At 53.2% G+C, this 20187-nt stretch carries 10 protein-coding genes; 5 read left to right on the top strand and 5 right to left on the bottom strand.

The genetic code is table 11. From position 1 onward, the window contains the following. A partial coding sequence (locus WC903_08795; GenBank protein ID MFA5894041.1) for a 2-oxoacid:acceptor oxidoreductase subunit alpha occupies positions 1 to 1490 on the bottom strand: 1490 nt, incomplete at its 3' end. Here WC903_08795 and WC903_08790 point away from each other — a divergent pair. Genes WC903_08790 through WC903_08775 form a run of 4 tightly spaced genes read left to right on the top strand, consistent with a single transcriptional unit; the run spans position 1458 to position 6279 of the window. Beyond that, positions 1458 to 4841: a PAS domain S-box protein gene (locus tag WC903_08790; GenBank protein MFA5894040.1), complete on the top strand. Its 3384-nt coding sequence runs from the start codon at positions 1458 to 1460 to the stop codon at positions 4839 to 4841. The genes WC903_08795 and WC903_08790 overlap by 33 nt on opposite strands. 1 nt (position 4842) lies before the next feature. Continuing rightward, positions 4843 to 5223 carry a response regulator gene (locus tag WC903_08785; GenBank protein MFA5894039.1) on the top strand — a complete coding sequence of 127 codons (381 nt, stop codon included), beginning with the start codon at positions 4843 to 4845 and terminating at the stop codon, positions 5221 to 5223. Then, positions 5213 to 5878, top strand: a complete 666-nt coding sequence (locus WC903_08780; protein ID MFA5894038.1) for an ATP-binding protein — start codon at positions 5213 to 5215, stop codon at positions 5876 to 5878. Before WC903_08785 ends, WC903_08780 begins: the two co-directional genes overlap by 11 nt. Before the next feature lie 29 nt (positions 5879 to 5907). After that, positions 5908 to 6279 carry a response regulator gene (locus WC903_08775; GenBank protein MFA5894037.1) on the top strand — a complete coding sequence of 124 codons (372 nt, stop codon included), beginning with the start codon at positions 5908 to 5910 and terminating at the stop codon, positions 6277 to 6279. Positions 6280 to 6288: 9 nt separating this feature from the next. On the opposite strand, the gene WC903_08770 is transcribed toward WC903_08775, so the two are convergent. The 4 genes from WC903_08770 to WC903_08755 are packed head-to-tail and all read right to left on the bottom strand — an operon-like array spanning position 6289 to position 13505. Continuing rightward, on the bottom strand, positions 6289 to 7794 hold the full coding sequence (locus tag WC903_08770; GenBank protein MFA5894036.1) for a response regulator: 1506 nt from the start codon (positions 7792 to 7794) through the stop codon (positions 6289 to 6291). Between the two features lie 57 nt (positions 7795 to 7851). Continuing rightward, positions 7852 to 8844, bottom strand: coding sequence for a hypothetical protein (locus WC903_08765; GenBank protein MFA5894035.1), 993 nt, complete (start codon positions 8842 to 8844; stop codon positions 7852 to 7854). Further along, positions 8841 to 9986: a hypothetical protein gene (locus tag WC903_08760; GenBank protein MFA5894034.1), complete on the bottom strand. Its 1146-nt coding sequence runs from the start codon at positions 9984 to 9986 to the stop codon at positions 8841 to 8843. The genes WC903_08765 and WC903_08760 overlap by 4 nt, the downstream gene beginning before the upstream one ends. 57 nt (positions 9987 to 10043) lie before the next feature. Further along, entirely contained in the window at positions 10044 to 13505 is a 3462-nt protein-coding gene (locus WC903_08755) for a hypothetical protein (protein MFA5894033.1), read from the bottom strand. A gap of 228 nt (positions 13506 to 13733) precedes the next feature. On the opposite strand from WC903_08755, the gene WC903_08750 reads away from it, so the two are divergent. After that, positions 13734 to 20187, top strand: a 6454-nt coding sequence (locus WC903_08750; protein MFA5894032.1) for a hypothetical protein, incomplete at its 3' end; no start/stop codon positions are given.

Raw genomic sequence — 20187 nt, 5'->3', positions numbered from 1 at the left:
TGCAGTTTGATCAACTGGCCAAATTGGCCGGTCGCGTTATTCTCGATCAAAATAACTTTTTTAGCTTTAACCAAATATTCCCGCGTTGACGGCGGCAGGGGATAAACCTGGCTAAAATGTAAAAACGCGATCTTATCATCACCGATCACTTTTAAAGCTTCAGCAATAATATTCCGGTTCGACCCCCAACCAACGACCAGGGTCTGATAATTGTCACTGCCGATCAGGAGCGGCGGGACAACTGCTTTCATTATCTCGCCCATTTTGGCCAGGCGTTTGTCGACCATCTTCGCCCTTAACTCCAGATCTTCGGTAATATGGCCGGTTTCGTCATGCTCGTCGCTATCGACCCCGACCAACCCGTCGCCGTAACCAGGGACCCCCCTCGGCGAGAGGCCATCAGCAGTCAGTTTATAACGCTGGTAACCCTCGGCCGTTTTGATGATATTGTTCTCGACCTGGACCCCGGCCAGATCGAAGGGCTTGATATTATAGTAGGAATCGGCCAGATATTGGTCGCTCAAGATAATGACCGGGACCTGGAATTTATCCGCCAGGTTAAAAGCTTTTTGGCTTAAATCAAAAGCTTCGTCGAGAGATCCAGGCGCCAGGATGATCCGCGGGAATTCGCCGTGCCCGGAATAGAGGGCAAAGTTCAGGTCACCCTGCTCGGTCCGGGTCGGCAGACCGGTCGCCGGAGCGGGCCGCTGGCCCAAGCTGACGACTACCGGCGTTTCCAGCATCCCCGACAAACTGATCCCTTCGACCATCAGGGCAAAACCGCCGCCGGCCGTGGCGACGATCGCCCGGGCCCCGGCATACCAGGCCCCCAGGGCCATGTTGATCGCCGCGATCTCATCTTCCGCCTGCTCGGCGATCAGCCCGCACTCCGCGGCGTGTTGGGCCAGGTAGGTGAAAATACCGGTCGACGGGGTCATCGGATAAGCCGCGACAAAATTACAGCCGCCGGCTAGCGCCCCCAGGGCGATCGCCTCCGCCCCGCTCAAGATAATATCGTTCTGGACCGCCGGGTCGGGCTGGAGATCCAGCCCGATCGTCCCTTTGGCTAACAAGTCACGGCCGATCTCTATCCCGGCCAGGGCCGCGGCGACATTTTGGCCGATCAGCTCTTCGCTCTTTTTAGCAAAATAACTTTTGACTTGAGCGGTCAGCAGTTCCGGCTCCAGCCGGAGGAGGCCGACGACCACCCCCGCGGCCACAACATTAGCTAGGATCTTGTTGCCGAGCTCGAGCGCCTTGGCGTTGAAAATATCCGCCGCTAGAACAAGCGTAGCCGCCGAGATCCTTTTGGCCAGATGCTTGGTCCGGCCGTCGTCCAACTGGATCAGCAGGTCGATCCGGTCAATAAAAGCGTCGACCCGGCGCGAGCTGATCCTGAAGCTGGTTGAATTTGTCCCGCCGCGGACCCGCGACATGTACTCTTTGGCGGCAAAAACGTGATAGCCGGCCTGTTTAATGACGCGGGTCAGCAGGCGCTCAACAGCCTGGACCCCTTGGCCCGCTTCGCCGGACAGAACTACCGAGACTTCGTCCTTAAGTTGAGTGGCGATTACTATCTCTCCCCTGCTTTCATCATCTGGCGTCAGGCTCTAATTTTAACCGATTCCTGCTTGCCTTTCAATCTTTCCCGCTATATAATTTCAGCTATGAAAACCGAGACCAAACTTAATATCGCGCTTTTTTCCGTCTTTTTTGTTACTTTAATTACCATAAGCTTGATCGGCATTTATTTTACCAGCAATCTCCTGGTTCAAGAAACCATCAATCATCTTCAAGGCATAGCCGATATCCAAAAGAACCAAATTGAACACGAGTTGGACAAACATTCTGATGACTTATTTTCATATATTATCAAGGATTATTCCGGACTGGGTAAAACCGGTGAGATCATCCTGGCAAAAAGGGATGCGAACGGCGACGCGGTATTTATCGCCCCTACCCGGCTGGATCCACAGGCCGCCAATAAAGTAAGAATTCCCAAAAATGATACCCAGATAGCAATTACCCATGCTTTGCAAAAGAAAGAACGAACCTTTAGCGATTATTTGGATTACCGCGGAAAGCCCGTTTTAGGCGTAACCCGCTACATCGCTAAAGTTGATTGGGGTTTAGTGGTTAAAATGGATCGCGATGAAGTGTGCGCTCCGGCCTACGCGCTGTTTGGCTCCATGTTCATAGTAATTTTAATTTTTTCGGCTATCGTCATACTTATCCTTCCTTATTTCTCGCGCCTGGTAACCGCACAATTGCGCCGGAGCGAGGATGCACTGCTGGAGAGCGAAGATATTTTCAGCCAGTTCATGAAGCGCAGTCCGGTTTATGTATTCTTTAAAGATGAAAATATCAGGGCAATTCGATTGAGCGCTAATTATGAGAAGATGTTAGGCAGGCCACTCAATGAATTGCTTGGTAAAAACATGGAGGACCTTTTCCCGTCGGATCTTTCGAAAAGCATGGTTGCGGATGACATGAGAGTTTTAAAAGAAGGCAAACCGATTGAAATTGAAGAAGAATTGAATGGCCGGTTTTATTCAACAATAAAATTTCCAATTCATCGGGAAGGAAAACCTGATTATCTTGCCGGCTTTACAGTCGACATCACCGAGCGCAAGCAGGCGGAGGAGAAGATAAGAGAAGCTGAAAAAAAATTCAGGGTCGTATTCGACAGCGCGGGGGATGGAATCTTGCTGGCCGATCCGGAAAAAAAGAAATTTCTCATGGGCAATCAAGCAATTTGCCGGATGCTCGGCTACAGCCCGGAGGAAATCAAAAATTTAGGGGTCATGGATATCCATCCCGAAAAAGACATCCCTTATGTTATCGATCAGTTTGAAAGGCAGGCCAAAGGAGAATTTAGCTTGACCAGGGATCTCCCGGTCAAAAGAAAAGACGGCAGTGTTTTCTATGCCGACGTTAACGCGGCAGCCGTTACACTTGCCGGGAAGGCATATTTAACGGGGTTCTTTCATGAAACCACCGAGCGCAAGAAGATGGAAGAAAAACTGCGGGATTTATTTGAAAACTCCAATGACATCATCACCTATGTGGACACTCACGGCAAAATGGTCGACGTCAACAGAAGGATCACGGATATTCTGGGTTATTTGCCGGAGGAGCTAGTGGGGAAAAAATTTGTTGATCTGGGAATCCTTCAGCTGAAAGATGTGCCCCAGATAGTAAAGCTTTTCACTGAAACGATCTTTACCGGGGAACCCAAGACAATAATCGAGCTGGAGTTGAAGCACAAAAACGGGAGCAAGGTTTTTATGGAAGTGGGCACCCGTTTCATTAAAACCGACGGCCAGATAAAGGGGGTTGTCAACTCATTTAGGGACGTCACCGAGCGCAAGCAGGACGAGGAAAAACTTTTATTGAAAACCACCCTTTTAGAAGCGCAATCCGAAGCATCAATTGACGGAATTTTAGCGATAGACGACAACGGAAAATCCATTTTATTCAACAAACGTTTTGGTGAAATGTGGAAGATCCCCCGGGAGATATTGGACGCAAAGAATGACGAAAAAATGCTTCAGCATGTCATGGGCCAGTTAAAGGATCCCGATGAATTCATTAATAAAGTAAAATATCTTTACGCTCACAGGGACGAAAAAAGCCGGGATGAGATAGAATTCAAGGACGGCAGGTTTTTTGACCGCTACTCTTCTCCTTTAACCGGCGCGAACGGCAAATATTACGGCCGGATCTGGTACTTCCGCGACATCACCGAACGCAAGCAGGCAGAAGAAATCATTTTTACCGAAAAAGAGCGCCTGCTGGTCTCCCTACACAGTATCGGAGACGGGCTTATCGCCACGGATAATAAAGGAAAAGTAATGATCCTTAATAAAGTCGGGGAGGAGCTTACCGGCTGGAGTGAAGCAGAGGCGCTGGGGAAAAACGCTTCAGAAGTTTTCAAGATCGTCAACGAAGAGACCCGTTTGCCCTGCGCAGACCCGATAGCGAAAGTGTTGAAGCTGGGAGAAATCACCGGACTGGCCAACCATACCATGCTTATCAGCCAGGACGGGAGAGAAATTCCCATTGCCGACAGCGCCGCCCCGATCCACGACCGGCAGGGCAATGTGATCGGCGTTATCCTGGTCTTCCGTGACATTACCGATACCCGGCGCGTCGAACGGATGCAAAATGAATTTGTGAGCACGGTTTCCCATGAACTGCGGACCCCCCTGTCAATTATTAAGGAAGGGATCTCCCTGACGGTTGAAGGCCTGTACGGCAAAATCGAAGAAGACCAGAAAAAATCCTTAACGATCGTTTTGCGCAATGTTGACCGCCTGGCCCGCATCATCAACAGCATCCTGGATATTTCCCGCCTGGAGGGCGGCAAAGTTGAGCTTAAAAAAGAACTTTTCAATATCGCCGATCTGGGAAGGGAGGTTGTTTCAAACTTCAGCCCGTCGGCAAAAGATAAGGGGCTCGAACTGCGCGGAAACATTCCTTCCGAAAAAGTCATGCTTTCCGCGGACAGGGATAAATTGATGGAGATCTTTGTGAACCTGGTCGGGAACGCGCTCAAATTCACCGAGAAAGGCTATATTGAAGTTTCGATGCTTGATAAGGCCGACCGGATCGAGTGCAGTGTCGCGGACAGCGGGCGAGGGATATCCCAAACCGATCTGCCCAAAGCTTTCAGCAAATTCGAGCAGTTCGGCCGGGGCACGGGCCCGGGGGAAAAAGGGACCGGGCTCGGACTTTATATAGTCAAAAAACTGGTTGAATTGCACAAGGGGAAGGTCTGGGTCGAATCCGAACCGGGCAAAGGAACAAAATTCACTTTTACACTGCCGAAGGGGGAATAAAATGGCTAAGATATTATTGATGGACGACGAGCCGGAATTTGTGGAAATGCTTTCCCTGCGGCTTAGAAAAACCGGGGGCTACGAGGTGATAACCGCCTTTGACGGCGAGGAGGGCCTGAAAGCCGCGCAAGCAAACCGCCCGGACCTCATCATCCTTGATCTTATGATGCCCAAAATGGACGGGCGCAAAGTCATTGAAGAGCTGAAAAAATCCGATCAAACCCGCGGCATTCCCGTGATCGTACTAAGCGCCAGCGCCTCCCCCAAGACCGCCGAAGAATTATTAAAACTGGGGGGCTTTGATTTTATTGTAAAACCGTTCGAGCCACCGACCCTGATGGCCAAGATAAAAGCCGCTTTAGAGAAGAAAAATGCTCGATGACTTGATCCTGCACGACCTCAAGAATCCCCTCTCCGGCATCACCGGCTCGATCGGCTTATTTCTCGACGACACGCTCGGGCCGATCAACGCAGAACAGAAAAAATATCTGGAAAATATCAACTTCAGCGCTAAAAAGCTCGCGCTGCTCCTGCTGGAGCTCAGTTTTATCAACAACGCGGAAAAAGGCGATCTGGCCGTCGCTAAAAGCGCTTTCCCGGCCGGAGAACTGCTGAAAGAATTGACCTGGTTAAGGCGGCTCGCGGAAAAAGAAAGCAAAACCATAAAAGAAAACGTTGACGGCAATTTAAGCGTTCGGGCGGACAAAGAACTCACGGTGATGATCATCGCCGATCTTCTGTTGAATGCCGTCAAGCAGGCCGAGCGCGGGGGCGCGGTCACTCTCAACCTGAAGCAAGAAAAAGACCATTTTATGTTTGAAATAATCCACCCGGGCGAAGGCGTTCCAAAAGAATACGCGGCAAAAATTTTCAATAAAAATTTCAGGGCGGAGAATCCCCAGTTAAAAGCCAAAACCAGCCCCGGGCTGGGTTTTTATTTCTGCAAGTTAGCGGTTGAGGCCCAGGGCGGCAGTATCAGCGTCGAAAGTACGGTCGGCCAGGGTTCGAGGTTTTATTTCTATTTGCCTCGAGCCTAAAAAGTGCTATTATATTCAACAGGAGAATTATGAAAATATTGATCGCGGACGATGAAGAGATAATCCGTTCCTCCCTGGAAGGCATTTTAAAAAAGGGCGGCTTTGAAATCGATTTTGCCCTGGACGGCAAGGAAGCTCTCAATAAGGTCGGAAACGACCTTTATGACGCCCTGCTCCTTGATCTGGAAATGCCCAAGATCGACGGCTATGAAGTTTTGAACCGGGCGAGGAAAATTTACCCGAACCTGCCGGTGATCTTTATAACCGGCAAAGGCAAAGTGAAAAAAATCGAGGACAGCATCGCGCATCATAAGTTGAATGCTTTTATAGAAAAGCCCTTTACCGCCGATGAAGTTCTGGACGTGGTCAATCGGGCGATCAGGATCAGGCACGATTCCTGACAATCGTGGTTATTTTTTTATCACTCTGGCGACGACATCGAGCACTTTTTCCGGAGTGAACGGTTTTTCGATGTAACCGTTAAGATTATACTGCGCCATGCTTTCGATCGTCTTCTGCGGACGGCCTTTGCCGGTGACAAACATTATCGGCAGTTCCGGATACAGGGCTCTGGCTTCTTTTAAAACAGTGTAACCGTCAAGTTTCGGCATTTCGATGTCCAGCAAGACCAGACCGTAAAGATTCTCTTTGATTTTCTTTAAAGCTTCTTCTCCATCCAAGGCAAAGTCGGTCTCGTAGCCGCCGCCTTTTCTCAAGATCGCGTCCAGACTGCTGCGGATTATTTCTTCGTCATCGGCGATCAAGATCTTTGTCAGGCCGATCAGTTCATAGCCTTTGACCAGTTCGGCCGTGATTGAAAACTCGCTGCGGCGAATCGCCTGCCCGACCGACCAGTCGCAGATCTTAAGGGCGGTTTTGGGATTGCCTTTGGACAGTGTGTAAACTTTTTCCAGCGCCGCGTCGGTAAAAGGATCAAACCCTTTGCCCCCCGCTTCTTCAATCCTCGTTTTAAGATAATTTTTCAAACCGTCGAGTTCCAGTTTGCTTTCACCCGCGAACAATTGCTGGATCGCCTGCAGCGAAAAGGGATTTTTTGTCCAGCCGGTCTGGTTTAACCAGAGTGCCGTTTTTTCTTTGTCGGACAGCAGTTTAGCTGATTTTCCCTGTGTTGGAATTCCTCTCGGAATGGCCCTGATCAGAAAATAGATCAGCGCCGCCAACACAATGAGTACCGCGAAAATAATCGCAACAATCATTAGATAAAATCTTCTTGCTCCCTCCGCCTGGATCTTTTTCTGGGCGGCCAGGCGGTTCTGCGTGTCGGCCAGCAGAGTCCCCGCCTCTTTATTATCGGGAGCCAGATAGAGAACTATCCGGAAAAAAGCGGCCGCTTCGGATAACTTGCCCTGCTGAATATCTTCTTTGCCCGCCGCCAGGTTCCTCTCGACCAGCCGGTTTTTGGTCGCGAGAGTCAGCTCCGGCGCGGGCGCGCCGGCCGGCGGCGTAATGATCTTTTTGATCAGCGAGATCAGTTCTTCCTGCCCGGCGACAGTGGCCGGCGCCGCTTCCGCGGTAATGATCTGCCTTAAAGGCGGTTTCGGGGCCGCCTCGGGCGTCGGCTTGCCGACCAGCGTGATCATAGCCAGTTCGCCGACGGAAAAATAATCCGTCTGGCCCGTGAAGACGTTGCCTTGGACATCGACGGCCGTGAGGTTGGCACTGTAGGTCTCTTTTTTAAAATCGATCGGCACCTGCCAGAGGCCGCGCCAGACATTGGTGCGGCGGTCCTGGATCAAGGTGACCGGAGTGCCGTCGGGCATGATGGCGGTGATCTGCGATGTGTCAACCGGGGCCTGAACAATAACATGGACAAAATCGCCCGGCAGGTAGGTTCGGGCGTTAACGGTGGGATTTGTCAGACTGGACGGTTGGGCAATCGAGATAAAAGGACACAAAATTAATAAAAAAAGAATAAACAAAGATTTCCGAGCATTATAAATATTCTTCATTAATTATTGAACCGTCCCTTTCAAGGCAAACCACGGTTGGCCTACATAAAACAGCGAAACATAATTAGTTGCTAAACTTGCGTCATTATAATACTGATGATAGGCATAGTCAACACGCATTCCCCCGTAGGTTAATGAGGCCCCGAAAGACGGATTCCAGCTGGTTTGAGAAGCGGTCGCCGGGTCAACGCTCTGGTCCAGCCCGGCGCGAAAGGTAATGTATTGGTTTTCTTTCCACTCCAGGCCGATGTGCTCGGTGACCGGCCGTCCCGTCTGGGCCGGCAGATCGGCATCCGCCGCGATCAGCAGTTTCGGCCAAGGGACCGGCTTAATGGCCGCGCCAACCTTGGTAATACTGGCCAACGATTCCTCCGCTCCGCTGCTCAACCTGATCACACTGCCCATCGAGACCGGAATGAAATTTTGCCGACAAAGGCCAAAACTCAAATGAGGATTAACCACTGCTTTTACTCCGATATCACCGCTGAAGCCGGTCGCCTGCCCCAGATCGCTGTGGCCGCCGGTATAGCCGCGATTATACAATTTGTAATTCGCGCCGACAAAAACGTTGTTCCCGTAGTTGAAAAAATTGGCCAGCGGCGTCGCGTAAGAAAAGGACAACAGAGAATCGTAATAATCGGTCGGGACAGGAGTATCTTTGGTGACAATATTATTAACGCCGGTCGTGATATAGCCGAGGCCAAATATCCCGTACGGGGTCGGCACCGCGCCGGAAAATTCCTGATAGTAAACATCCTGCAGCAGGTTCGTATACATGGCCATGGCCTGCGGGCCTTTTAAGCCGGCCAGGCCGGCCGGATTAATGAATGACGCGTCGGCGTCTTCGGCCACCGCCGTGTGCGCTCGGCCCATGCCGATTGGCCGCGCGCCGCCGCCGATCGTCATCGCGTCATCGGTCGAGCCGATCACGGGCCCACCGAACGCCGCGAGTTCCAGGCAGCAGGCTGCGATCACAGAATAAATTATATATTTCATCTCGTCACTATTAATTTCATCTCGCTGATCTTGGTCGTTTTGCCGTCCGCGGTTTTCGCGATCACCTGGACAATGTAAACACCCGAAGAAACATAGGCCTTGAAGGCGGTCAAGCCGTCCCAGACAACACTGTTATCGCCGACTTTAGCTAAAAATGTCGTCTGATAAACCCGCTCGCCGCGAATATTGTATACATATATAATGATCGTGGCCGGGTTGCCCTGGTCATCGGTCGCCCGGCCCAGGCTGAAAGATAAAGTCGTCGAGCCCGTCGAGGGATTAAAGACCGGCTGGGAGCTCTCGATCGGCTTGGTGACCATGATGACCGGCGTCTCGACCGCAAAGCCCTGCGTTAGAGTCCCGCTCTGGCTGTCGTCGTTTACAACAATGACATCCCAGAAACCAGCGGTTTTACCAATCAGGTCAAATTGGCAGCTAATTTGCGTCGATGATACGACCACAATATTTGAGGCAATTATATCACTTGCACCCGACTTTGATAGCTTAACATTTACGCCGGCACGGAAATGAGTTCCCGCCAGGTTGGTAATGCTGATGACCGCATTATTGACGCCCGACTTCGGCGTGATCGAGCTTACCGTCGGCGCCGCAAAAGTTACGGTGAAGGCGGACGGCAGAGTGCCTGATCGCCCGTCGGGATTGGTCACGGTTACGTCCCAGGCCCCGCCAGCCGCGCCGGTCAGATCGAGGGTGCAGGTGATCTTGACGGCGCTAACGACGGCAACATTGGTCGCGTTGATGTCCGGCTGTCCGCTCTTTGACAATTTAACCGACGCGCCGGCCGCAAAATTAGCGCCGCCCAGGTTCGTGATATTGACCGTTCCCGTATTGAGCGCGCTGTTGGGCACTATTGAGGTCACGACCGGCGCCAGAACCGGCGTCACCGCGCCAAAATAAGCGCTCTTCAGAAAACCGCCATTAAGCGCAAAGGCAGAACTCGATTGGACCGCGATCTGCCGCTCGCGCGCTTTACCCGAAAGGTGATAGGAAGTTGAACTGATAGCGCCGGCTCCCGCGTCAAAAATTCCTGTCGTGATTTTATAGCTGGCGCTGGAAGAGGCCGCCCGGGCCGATCCGGTTAAAACTACTATAAGAAATAATATTAATAATTTGTTTTTCACAGCTCTTTTATCCCGCAACTCTTACCCTGAAACACTCACTAATTCGATCAGTTTCGTCTATTTGGGCCCAACGGTGATCCAGTCGAAAGTGTCGGTCGCGGCTCCAGTATTATTTCGTTTCACCGTGAAAGCGGAAGAGGTTTTAGCAGTTGCGGTATCAACAATAATAACAGCACCTGAATTGGAATCTTCCACCGACACGACGACCGCATAAGTGGCCTGGCTGTAAGCAATTGGCAAAGTAACGGTCGCGGTGGAATTTTTGCCGCAAGTTGATGTTCCCGATTGGACAAAAAGGCCATGGGTAAGTTGCGCGTTTAGATTTGTCACTTCGGTGGTCGAAGTAATCACGATCGGCGCCGTTCCGACCGCGACCGTATTTGTGTACTGGCCCGAAGAAGATAGCGTTGTTGCCGTTACCGCGGCCATAGTTGTGGGGCCGGTAAATGTTTTATTGGACAGAGATTGGGCGCTTGTATGGTCCACCACCACAGTTGTATCAACGCTCATAATTCCCGTAGTTGTGATCGGGCTCGGCGAAGATATAAGCCCGTTGCCCGCTTGAACCGAAGTAACAGTTCCGCTGCCGCCCGGCGCCGCCCAGGTCTGGTCGCCGCGCAGGAAAGTCGTGTTATTCGCCGTCCCAGATCCCAATCGGGCAGTGCCAACCAGCCCGGTCTTGATCGCTTCACCAGTAATTGAGTTGGTCGAATCAAGAGTTTTGTTGGTTAAATTCTGTGTGTCGGTGTCGCCGACGATATTTCCCGTCGGTACAGTCTTGCCCGAACTTTCCAGCGCCGTTCCTCCGGCATTCATTCTCACCAGCTGACTCGAAGTAAAGCTAGTCGCATTGGTGCCGCCTCTCGCTAGGGCCAAAGTTCCGCTGGTAATATTGGCCGCGTCGGTTTGATCCACATTTTGGACATTGCCTAACCCAACCTGAGTTTTAGTTAAGCCAGTTAATGCGGACCCGTCAACCGCCGGCAATTTGGCGGAAGAATCGAGCTGGATTATTTTATTGGCCGTTGTTCCCGCATCGACGGAAATTACCCCGGTTGCCGTGATCGGGCCGCCGACTAAGCCGTTCCCCGTTCCGACACTGGTGACCGAACCGGTGGCGGCCGATGCCCATTGCGGATTGGCCGACCCGCCCTGCGTCTGAAGAACCTGCCCGGATGATCCTGCAGGCAATCTGGTCCAATTCGAACCGTTATAATAGATAACGTCACCTTGCGCCTGGCTGGCAATAGTAAGATTGGCGACTCCAAGATTGGTCAGCGTATTGCTCGCGCCCGATATCGTTTTATTGACCAGAGTTTGAGCAGCGTCGAGCGTCACGACATTGGTTGATAATCTGGCGTCTGATAATGTCCCAGAAGAAAGATTAGAAGCATTGGTCGTATCAACGTTAGCGACATTACCAAGATTGATCTGACCCTTGGTCAAGCCGGTGAGAGCTGAACCATCCACTGCCGGCAGTTTGGCCGAAGGATCCAATTGAACGATCTGATTGGCCCCGGTACCGACGTTGACTGCTAATGTGCCGGTCGAGGTGATCGGTCCGCCGGTTAGCCCCGTTCCGGTATCAACCTGCGTCACGGTTCCATTGTTGCCAGCCGCCCAGGTTTGATCCCCTCGCAGAAAGTTGGCACTGCTGGCCGATCCCGACCCTAATCTGGCTGTTGCTATTGTTCCGCTCGTGATATTAGCCGCATTCGTCTGATCAACATTCTGCACGTTGCCTAAGCTAACCTGTGTCTTCGTTAGTCCCGTCAAAGCCGACCCGTCAACCGCCGGCAATTTGGCGGAAGAATCGAGCTGGACTATTTTATTGGCCGTTGTTCCCGCATCGACGGAAATTACCCCGGTTGCCGTGATCGGGCCGCCGGTTAAGCCGTTCCCCGTTCCGACACTGGTGACCGAACCGGTGGCGGCCGATGCCCATTGCGGATTGGCCGACGCGCCCTGTGTCTGCAGGACTTGTCCCGATGTCCCTGGCCCAAGCGCTACCCACGCACTGCCATTATTATATAGAACGCTTCCCTGCGTTGAAGCCGACGTATCACTCCCCAAACCGCCTCGTGCTAAGCCCAAAGTTCCGCTGGAAATATTGCCGGCATTGGTCGTATCAACATTTTGAACATTGCCAAGTCCGACCTGTGTTTTGGTCAGTCCCGTCAGAGACGAGCCGTCAACGGCCGGCAGCTTGGCGGAAGCATCCAGTTGAACTATTTTATTGGCCGTTGTCCCCGCGTCGACAGAAATTACCCCGGTTGCCGTAACCGGGCCGCCGGTTAAGCCAGTGCCGGTATCAACTTGAGTAACTGTTCCTGTTCCGCCGGCCGTGGCCCACGCCGGAATACCGCCGCTGACCTTTAAAACCTGCCCGGCCGTGCCGACCGGCAACTTGGCTAAAGTGTTCGCACCGGAAGCGTAAAGTATATCCCCCGTCGCGTAACTACTTTGGTTGGTCCCGCCCCTCGCTTCAACCATAGTTCCGCTGGAAATATTGCCGGCATTGGTCGTATCGACATTCTGCACATTGCTTAGCCCGACTTGAGTTTTAGTCAGTCCCGTCAGGGCCGAGCCGTCAACCGCCGGCAGTTTGGCAGAACTATCCAATTGAACTATTTTGTTGGCTGTCGTTCCCGCATCAACGGAAATCGTGCCGGTCGTCGTCACCGGACCGCCGGTCAAGCCCGTGCCTGTATCAACCTGGGTAACCGTTCCCGTTCCGCCGGCTGAACCCCAGGAAGGAGTTCCTCCGCTCACTTTTAATATCTGACCCGCCGAGCCGACCGGCAGTTTGGCCAGCGTATTTGAACTTGAAGCGTAGAGAATATCGCCGGTCGCATAAGTGCTTTGATTTGTTCCGCCATTCGCCTCCAGAACCGGTACAACAAGCGAGATCGTCCCGGCCGTCGTTACCGGGCCGCCGGTTAAACCAGTGCCTGTATCGACCTGGCTGACGGTCCCGCCGCCGGTCCCGGTCGCGGTCAAAGTCACCACCCCGGTGCCGCTCCCTTCGTCTCCCGAAACGCCGATCCCCGAGCCGGCCACAATTTGTTTAACAAATTGTCCGGAGGCAGCTTTAGCGCGGGTAATTGTCCCGTCCTCAACACCTTGAGCCAACGCGGTCTTAAAGGCATAACCGACGGAAACTAACTGTACGCGGGGAGTTAGTGTTTCTCCCGCGATAGATATTTCCAGATAGCGCGAAGAAGAATTGAATACCTCGGGAGAAACTGCGGTCGTAGCTCCCAGCAGGACGCTGAAAACGCCCTGGCTGTCGGGGGTCACGCTTTGGCTTTCCGGCCCCCAGACCAGACTGCCGGCAGTCGCGGCGTCAAAAATGCTGAAGCTGACGTTTTTTGCCGTCGTGATCGGATTGCCGGAGGGATCGACCAGTCTTCCCTCATAAGCTATTTTTGTCGGGACCGAAGACCAGCCGGCTGAAGTGATAATTACCAGAAATAAACTGGTGAAAAAGATACTAAAAGGGCGTAACCCGGTTTTCATGATTTGCCTCCTTGAGAGATCTCTTACACCATTATAATCAGAAACTCTTAGCATTGATATTATAACTCTCTATTCATATTGTCAATAAGCCCCCCCCCTTAATAAGGGGGGGGGGGGGTTGCCGGAAAAACACAAAAAATACCCCTGGCAAATTCAATATATTAGTATTATACTAAGAAAGATGTATCTGTACTTTCAGAAAATGAAAGCAGCAAAGAGGAACCGGTTATGAGAAAAAATATTTTCTCGACTATTCTTGGTTTCTTTTTGATAATTATTTTTCTTGGCATTTTTGGCGGGGGGCCGGCACAGGCCGCCGTGCCCGGCCGCCTGAATTACGAAGGCCGGCTGGTCGACTCTCTCGGCACCCCCGTCACCTCCACCAGAACGATGAGCTTTAAGATCCACGATTCGCAAACTTCCGGCAGTATTTTATGGACTTCTTCCACCTATTACATTACGCCCGAAGCGAGCGGCGTCTTCTCCGTCATCCTGGGCAGTCAGGGCGATCCGATCAGCTCCGGGATCTTCTCCGGGGCGGATAGATACCTGGAAATAACCGTGGATGGTGAAAAAATGAGCCCCCGTACGCAAGTTGTGACCTCGCCCTTTTCTTTCCGGTCGGCCGATGCCGACACGGTCGGCGGCAACTATCCGGCTGATTTTGTTTCCGTCACCGGCGGCCGGATCACCGGCTTATTAACCGTTGAGGGGAACGTTGCCGCGAATTATTTTATCGGCGACGGGTCGAGGTTAACCGGGATCTCCGGCGGCGTGACTATCGGCGCGGGGAGCATCACAACGGAAAAATTGGCCGATGCCGCTGTCACCAGCGTGAAAATGGACCAGAATATCGCGCTGACCGGCACGCTAACAGCGGGGGCTTTTTCGGGCGGCGCCGCCGGATTGACCGGCCTGGGTATCGGCAATCTAGTGATCGGCAGCCAGGCTAAAGGCGATGTGATCTATTACGACGGCACAAATTGGACAAGATTGCCGGCGGGAACTGCCGGGCAGGTACTGCAAACCGGCGGCACAGCCGCCAATCCATCCTGGGCAGCCGCGGGCGGCGGAGGGACGGTCATCCAGATCGACGCCGGCACCGGCTTGACCGGCGGGCCGATCACTTCGTCCGGCACGCTCTCGATCGACGCGACCGTCGCGACGCTGGCCGGCGCGCAAACCTTCTCCAATAAGACATTTACCGGCACGACGACGATGGAGGCGATAACGGCGACGGGCACCGTCACCGCCGCGGCTTTTTCCGGCAGTGGCGCTGGGCTGACCGGCATTACCGCTTCCAACGCGACTTCTCTGGAAAGCCAGCCCGGCAGTTACTACTTGAGCAGAACCAATCACACCGGCTCGCAGGATTGGAATACCGTCTCTACTGCCGCTTATAAAGTTGATCTGGCTTCGCAGGTAACCAATACCCTCCCCAATTCCAACTTGGCCACGATCACTACCCCCGGTAAAGTTTCCGGCAGTGCCATCACCTCCGGCACTATCGGTAATGCCGCCATCGATACCACCGGCACCGTTACCGCCGCCGCCTTTTCGGGCAACGGTTCCGCCATTACCGGGATAATTTCAACACCCTCGGGGGAAGCCGGCGGCGACCTGACCGGCAATTATCCCGCTCCAACGATCGCCGCCGGCAAGATAACCGATACCAATGTCGCGGCCGCCGCCGGCATCGCTTGGAGCAAGATCAATAAAGCGGGAGCAACGGCGTCCGAAGTCGGCGCCGCCTCCTCTGCCGATCTATCAACTCACACGGGAGGGACCACTGCTCACGGCGCGACGGGAGCCGTAGTCGGCACGACCAACACGCAAACCCTAACCAATAAAACTTTAGACGCGACCAACTCAATAACCGGCGGGGCCGTCACCTCCGGCACGATCGGCGGAAGCACAGCTATCAATACCACCGGCACGGTTACCGCAGCCGCTTTCTCCGGCAGCGGCACTGGGCTGACCGGCATTACCGCTTCCAACGCGACTTCGCTCGAAAGCCAGCCAGGCAGTTACTATTTGGGCCGAGCCAACCATACCGGCACACAGGATTGGAATACAGTTTCAACCACCACCAATAAAGTCAATCTTACTTCGCAGGTAACGGGAGAGTTGCCTAATTCCAATTTAGCCACGATTACAACTCCCGGCAAAGTTTCCGGCAGTGCCATCTCCGGCACCATCGGCGGCACAACGGCAATTGACACCACCGGCACTGTTACCGCGGGAGCTTTCTCCGGCAATGGTTCGGCTCTAACCAACATCACCGGAACGGATAATACAAAAGTCCTCAAAGCCGGTGATACCATGACCGGTCTTTTAACTGCTAACGCCGGGATCAACGTAACGGGAACAGTTACCGCAACTGCTTTCTCTGGCAACGGTTCCACATTAACTAATGTCCCGCCTGCTGGTTCCGCTAGTGGCGACTTAACCGGAACATACCCCGGCCCATCAATCGGCAGTGGGAAAGTTACTGGTTCAAATTTGGCCAGTGGTATAAATATCAACACCACCGGCACTGTTACCGCGGGAGCTTTCTCCGGCAATGGTTCGGCTCTAACCAACATCACCGGAACGGATAATACAAAAGTCCTCAAAGCCGGTGATACCATGACCGGTCTTTTAACTGCTAACGCCGGGATCAACGTAACAGGGACAGTTACCGCAACTGCTTTTTCTGGCAACGGCTCCGGTTTAACAAATGTTACCGCTTCAAATGCGACTTCTCTTGAAAGCCAGCCCGGCAGTTATTACTTAAGCCGAGCCAACCATACCGGCACACAGGATTGGAATACAGTTTCAACCACCACCAATAAAGTCAATCTTACTTCGCAGGTAACGGGAGAGTTGCCTAATTCCAATTTAGCCACGATTACAACTCCCGGCAAAGTTTCCGGCGGCGCCATCACTTCCGGCACGATAGGGGGATCAACGGCGATTAATACCACCGGCACTGTTACCGCGGGAGCTTTCTCCGGCAATGGTTCGGGTTTAACAAATATTACCGGAACGGATAGCACAAAAGTTCTCAAAGCCGGTGACACCATGACCGGTCTTTTAACTGCTAACGCCGGGATCAACGTAACAGGGACAGTTACCGCAACTGCTTTTTCTGGCAACGGTTCCACATTAACTAATGTCCCGCCTGCTGGTTCCGCTAGTGGCGACTTAACCGGAACATACCCCGGCCCATCAATCGGCAGTGGTAAAATTATTGGTTCAAATTTGGCCAGTGGTATAAATATCAACACCACCGGCACCGTTACCGCCGGAGCTTTTGTCGGTGATGGTTCCGCTTTGTCCAACGTCGCTCCTTCCGGCAACGCGGGCGGCGATCTAACCGGCACCTATCCTAGCCCGACCATCGGTGCTGGCAAGATAACCGCCGCCAAAATGGCCACCAGCTCAATCACCAGCGATGCCATTGCCGACGGCGCTATCCTTAACGCCAATGTCAACAATTCCGCCGCTATCGCCTGGAGTAAGATCAGCAAGAGTGGAGCAGTGGCCGGTGATGTCGGCGCCGCTTCTTCTTCCGATTTGACGACCCACACCAGCGCTACCGCGACTCACGGAGCCACAGGCGCCGTTGTCGGTACTACCAATACGCAGACACTAACTAATAAAACTTTAGACTCTACCAACGCCATAACCGGCGAAGCCGTCACTGCCGGCACGATAGCGGAGGCAAGACTTGCCACGATCACCACCGCTGGTAAAGTTTCCGGAGGCGCAATTAACTCCGGCACTATCGGCGGCGCTGGCAGCAGCGTAGCCATCAATACCACCGGCACCATCACCGCCGGAGCTTTCTCCGGCAACGGCGCCGGTTTAACCAATGTCACCGGAACGGATAATACAAAAGTCCTTAAAGCCGGCGACACCATGACCGGCCTTTTAACTGCCAACGCCGGGATCAACGTAACGGGAACAGTTACCGCGACTGCTTTCTCCGGCAACGGTTCCGCTCTAACCAACGTTCCTCCTTTCGGCAATGCCGGTGGTGATCTAACCGGCACTTACCCCAATCCGACAATTGATGCCGGCAAAATAACGGCGGCCAAGATGGCGACCGGCGCAATTACCAGTGATGCTATCGCCGCTAATGCCGTTACTTCAACAGCTATTGCCAACAGCGCCGTTGACTTAACTACCAAAGTTACCGGTTCACTTCCCGATTCTAACCTGGCTACAATAACAACCGCCGGTAAAGTTTCCGGAGGCGCCATTACTTCCGGCACGATCGGCGGCGCCGGCAGCAGCGTAGCCATCAACACCACCGGCATCATCACCGCCGGAGCTTTCTCCGGCAATGGTTCCGCCTTAACTAACGTCGCTCCCTCCGGCAACGCCGGCGGCGATCTGACCGGCACTTATCCCGGCCCGACTATCGGCGCCGGCAAGATAACCGCTGCCAAGATGGCCACCGGTTCAGTCACCAACGACGCTCTCGCCGCCGGCGCGGTAACTGACAACAGCGTCGCGAGCAATGCCGCCATCGCCTGGAGCAAGATCAGTAAATCAGGCGCGGTCGCTTCCGATGTCGGCGCCGCAAGTTCTTCCGATCTGACGACTCACACCAGCGCTACCGCGACTCACGGAGCCACAGGCGCCGTTGTCGGTACTACCAATACGCAGACACTAACTAATAAAACTTTAGACTCTACCAACGCCATAACCGGCGAAGCCGTCACTGCCGGCACGATAGCGGAGGCAAGACTTGCCACGATCACCACCGCCGGCAAAGTTTCCGGAGGCGCAATTAACTCTGGCACCATCGGCGGCGCCGGCAGCAGCGTAGCCATCAATACCACCGGCACCGTTACCGCCGGAGCTTTCTCCGGCAATGGTTCAGCTCTAACTAATGTTTCAGACACTTCGAGAGTCCTCAAAGCCGGCGACACCATGACCGGCACGATGTCTATAGACGCCGGGACAGCGGAACCCGCCCTGCGGATAAGGACCGATTCGAACACCCGCGAGGCACTGTATATTGCCAAGGCCGGCAACGTCGGCCTCGGGACGACGAATCCGGGGGCAAAGTTAGATGTTAACGGGACATCAATTTTTAGGGGTAGTTTAGACATAGCTGGAAATAACATCGGAGAAGCGGCATATTTAGGAGGTTCTACTAATTTAACATTATATTCTGATGATGATGGTGGAAGCGGATATATTACACTTAACACAAGAAATGCGGGCAATACTGCATGGGTTGACGCTATAAGGGTTATTCAGGGCGGCAACGTCGGCATCGGAACCTCTACTCCGGGACAAAAACTGACCGTGACCGGGACGATCGAAACAACGGTCGGCGGGATCAAATTCCCCGACACAACCATTCAGACCACCGCCGCGACACCGGGCAACTACGTCCAGAAAGCCGGCGACACCATGACCGGCCTTTTAACTGCCAACGCGGGGATCAACGTAACAGGAACAGTTACCGCGACTGCTTTCTCCGGCAATGGCTCCGCTTTAACTAATGTCGCTCCTTCAGGCAATGCCGGGGGCGATTTAACCGGCACCTATCCCAGTCCAACCATCGGCACGGGCAAGATAACCGCAGCTAAAATGGCAACCGGCGCAATTACCAGCGATGCTATTGCCGCCAATGCCGTTACCTCCACGGCAATTGCCGCCAATGCCGTTGACTTAACCACCAAAGTTACCGGCTCCCTCCCCGATTCTAATTTGGCTACGATTACTACCGCCGGTAAAGTTTCCGGAGGGGCAATTACTTCCGGCACTATCGGCGGCGCCGGCAGCAGCGTAGCCATCAACACCACCGGCACGGTTACAGCGGGAGCTTTCTCCGGCAATGGCTCGGGCCTGACCAACGTTTCCGACACAACGAAAGTCCTCAAAGCCGGCGATACCATGACCGGGACGCTCTCCATAGACGCTGGGACAGCGGATTCCGCCTTACGGATAAGGACCGATTCGAACACTCGCGAAGCGCTCTATATCTCCAAGGCCGGCAACGTCGGCGTCGGGACAACGAGTCCGGCTACTTTACTTAATATTGGCTCTGGCACACCGACTACGACGGCAAATGGCATTCAATTCGGCACTGATACTTCAGCCAATCTTTATAGGTCCGCAGCGGCAACCATTAAAAGCGACAGTAACCTGGCACTTGGAAGTCAAATTTACCTTGGGGCCAGCAATGGAACGATTTATGTTTCAGGTATTTCGGCATCCAATTGGACTACTAGTAACAATAACGCGGGAATGAAATTTATTAACCGTACTTTTGATGACGCTTCGGGGATTCAGATACCATATCAGATTGTGCCAACTGTCAATCAGTCTGGATCGGCTGGTTTTTCTGCTCTTCGCGTAACTCCGTATCTTCAAGGTATGGGTTCAGGACCAAATTTATTGTTAGATGTAGGGACTAATTCAGCTGGTAATGGTAACGGGGCCCATACGTCTTTATTTGTGGTAAATAACACCGGCAACGTCGGCATCGGCACGGCAGAGCCCGGACAAAAATTAAGCGTCGCCGGGACGATCGAAACAACGGTCGGCGGGATCAAATTCCCCGACACAACCATTCAGACCACCGCCGCGACACCGGGCAACTACGTCCAGAAAGCCGGCGACACCATGACCGGCCTTTTAACTGCCAACGCGGGGATCAACGTAACAGGAACAGTTA

The organism is Candidatus Margulisiibacteriota bacterium (assembly GCA_041658645.1).
Taxonomy (GTDB): domain Bacteria; phylum Margulisbacteria; class WOR-1; order O2-12-FULL-45-9; family XYB2-FULL-48-7; genus JBAZZV01.
The sequence above is the reverse complement of the archived record's forward strand: the minus strand, read 5'-3'. Positions and strand labels throughout refer to the sequence as shown.

Coding starts and splice junctions, on each gene's coding strand:
- WC903_08785 (MFA5894039.1), top strand. CDS start 4,843: ATGGCTAAGATATTATTGATGGACGACGAGCCGGAATTTGTGGAAATG.
- WC903_08780 (MFA5894038.1), top strand. CDS start 5,213: ATGCTCGATGACTTGATCCTGCACGACCTCAAGAATCCCCTCTCCGGC.
- WC903_08765 (MFA5894035.1), bottom strand. CDS start 8,844: ATGAAATATATAATTTATTCTGTGATCGCAGCCTGCTGCCTGGAACTC.
- WC903_08775 (MFA5894037.1), top strand. CDS start 5,908: ATGAAAATATTGATCGCGGACGATGAAGAGATAATCCGTTCCTCCCTG.
- WC903_08755 (MFA5894033.1), bottom strand. CDS start 13,505: ATGAAAACCGGGTTACGCCCTTTTAGTATCTTTTTCACCAGTTTATTT.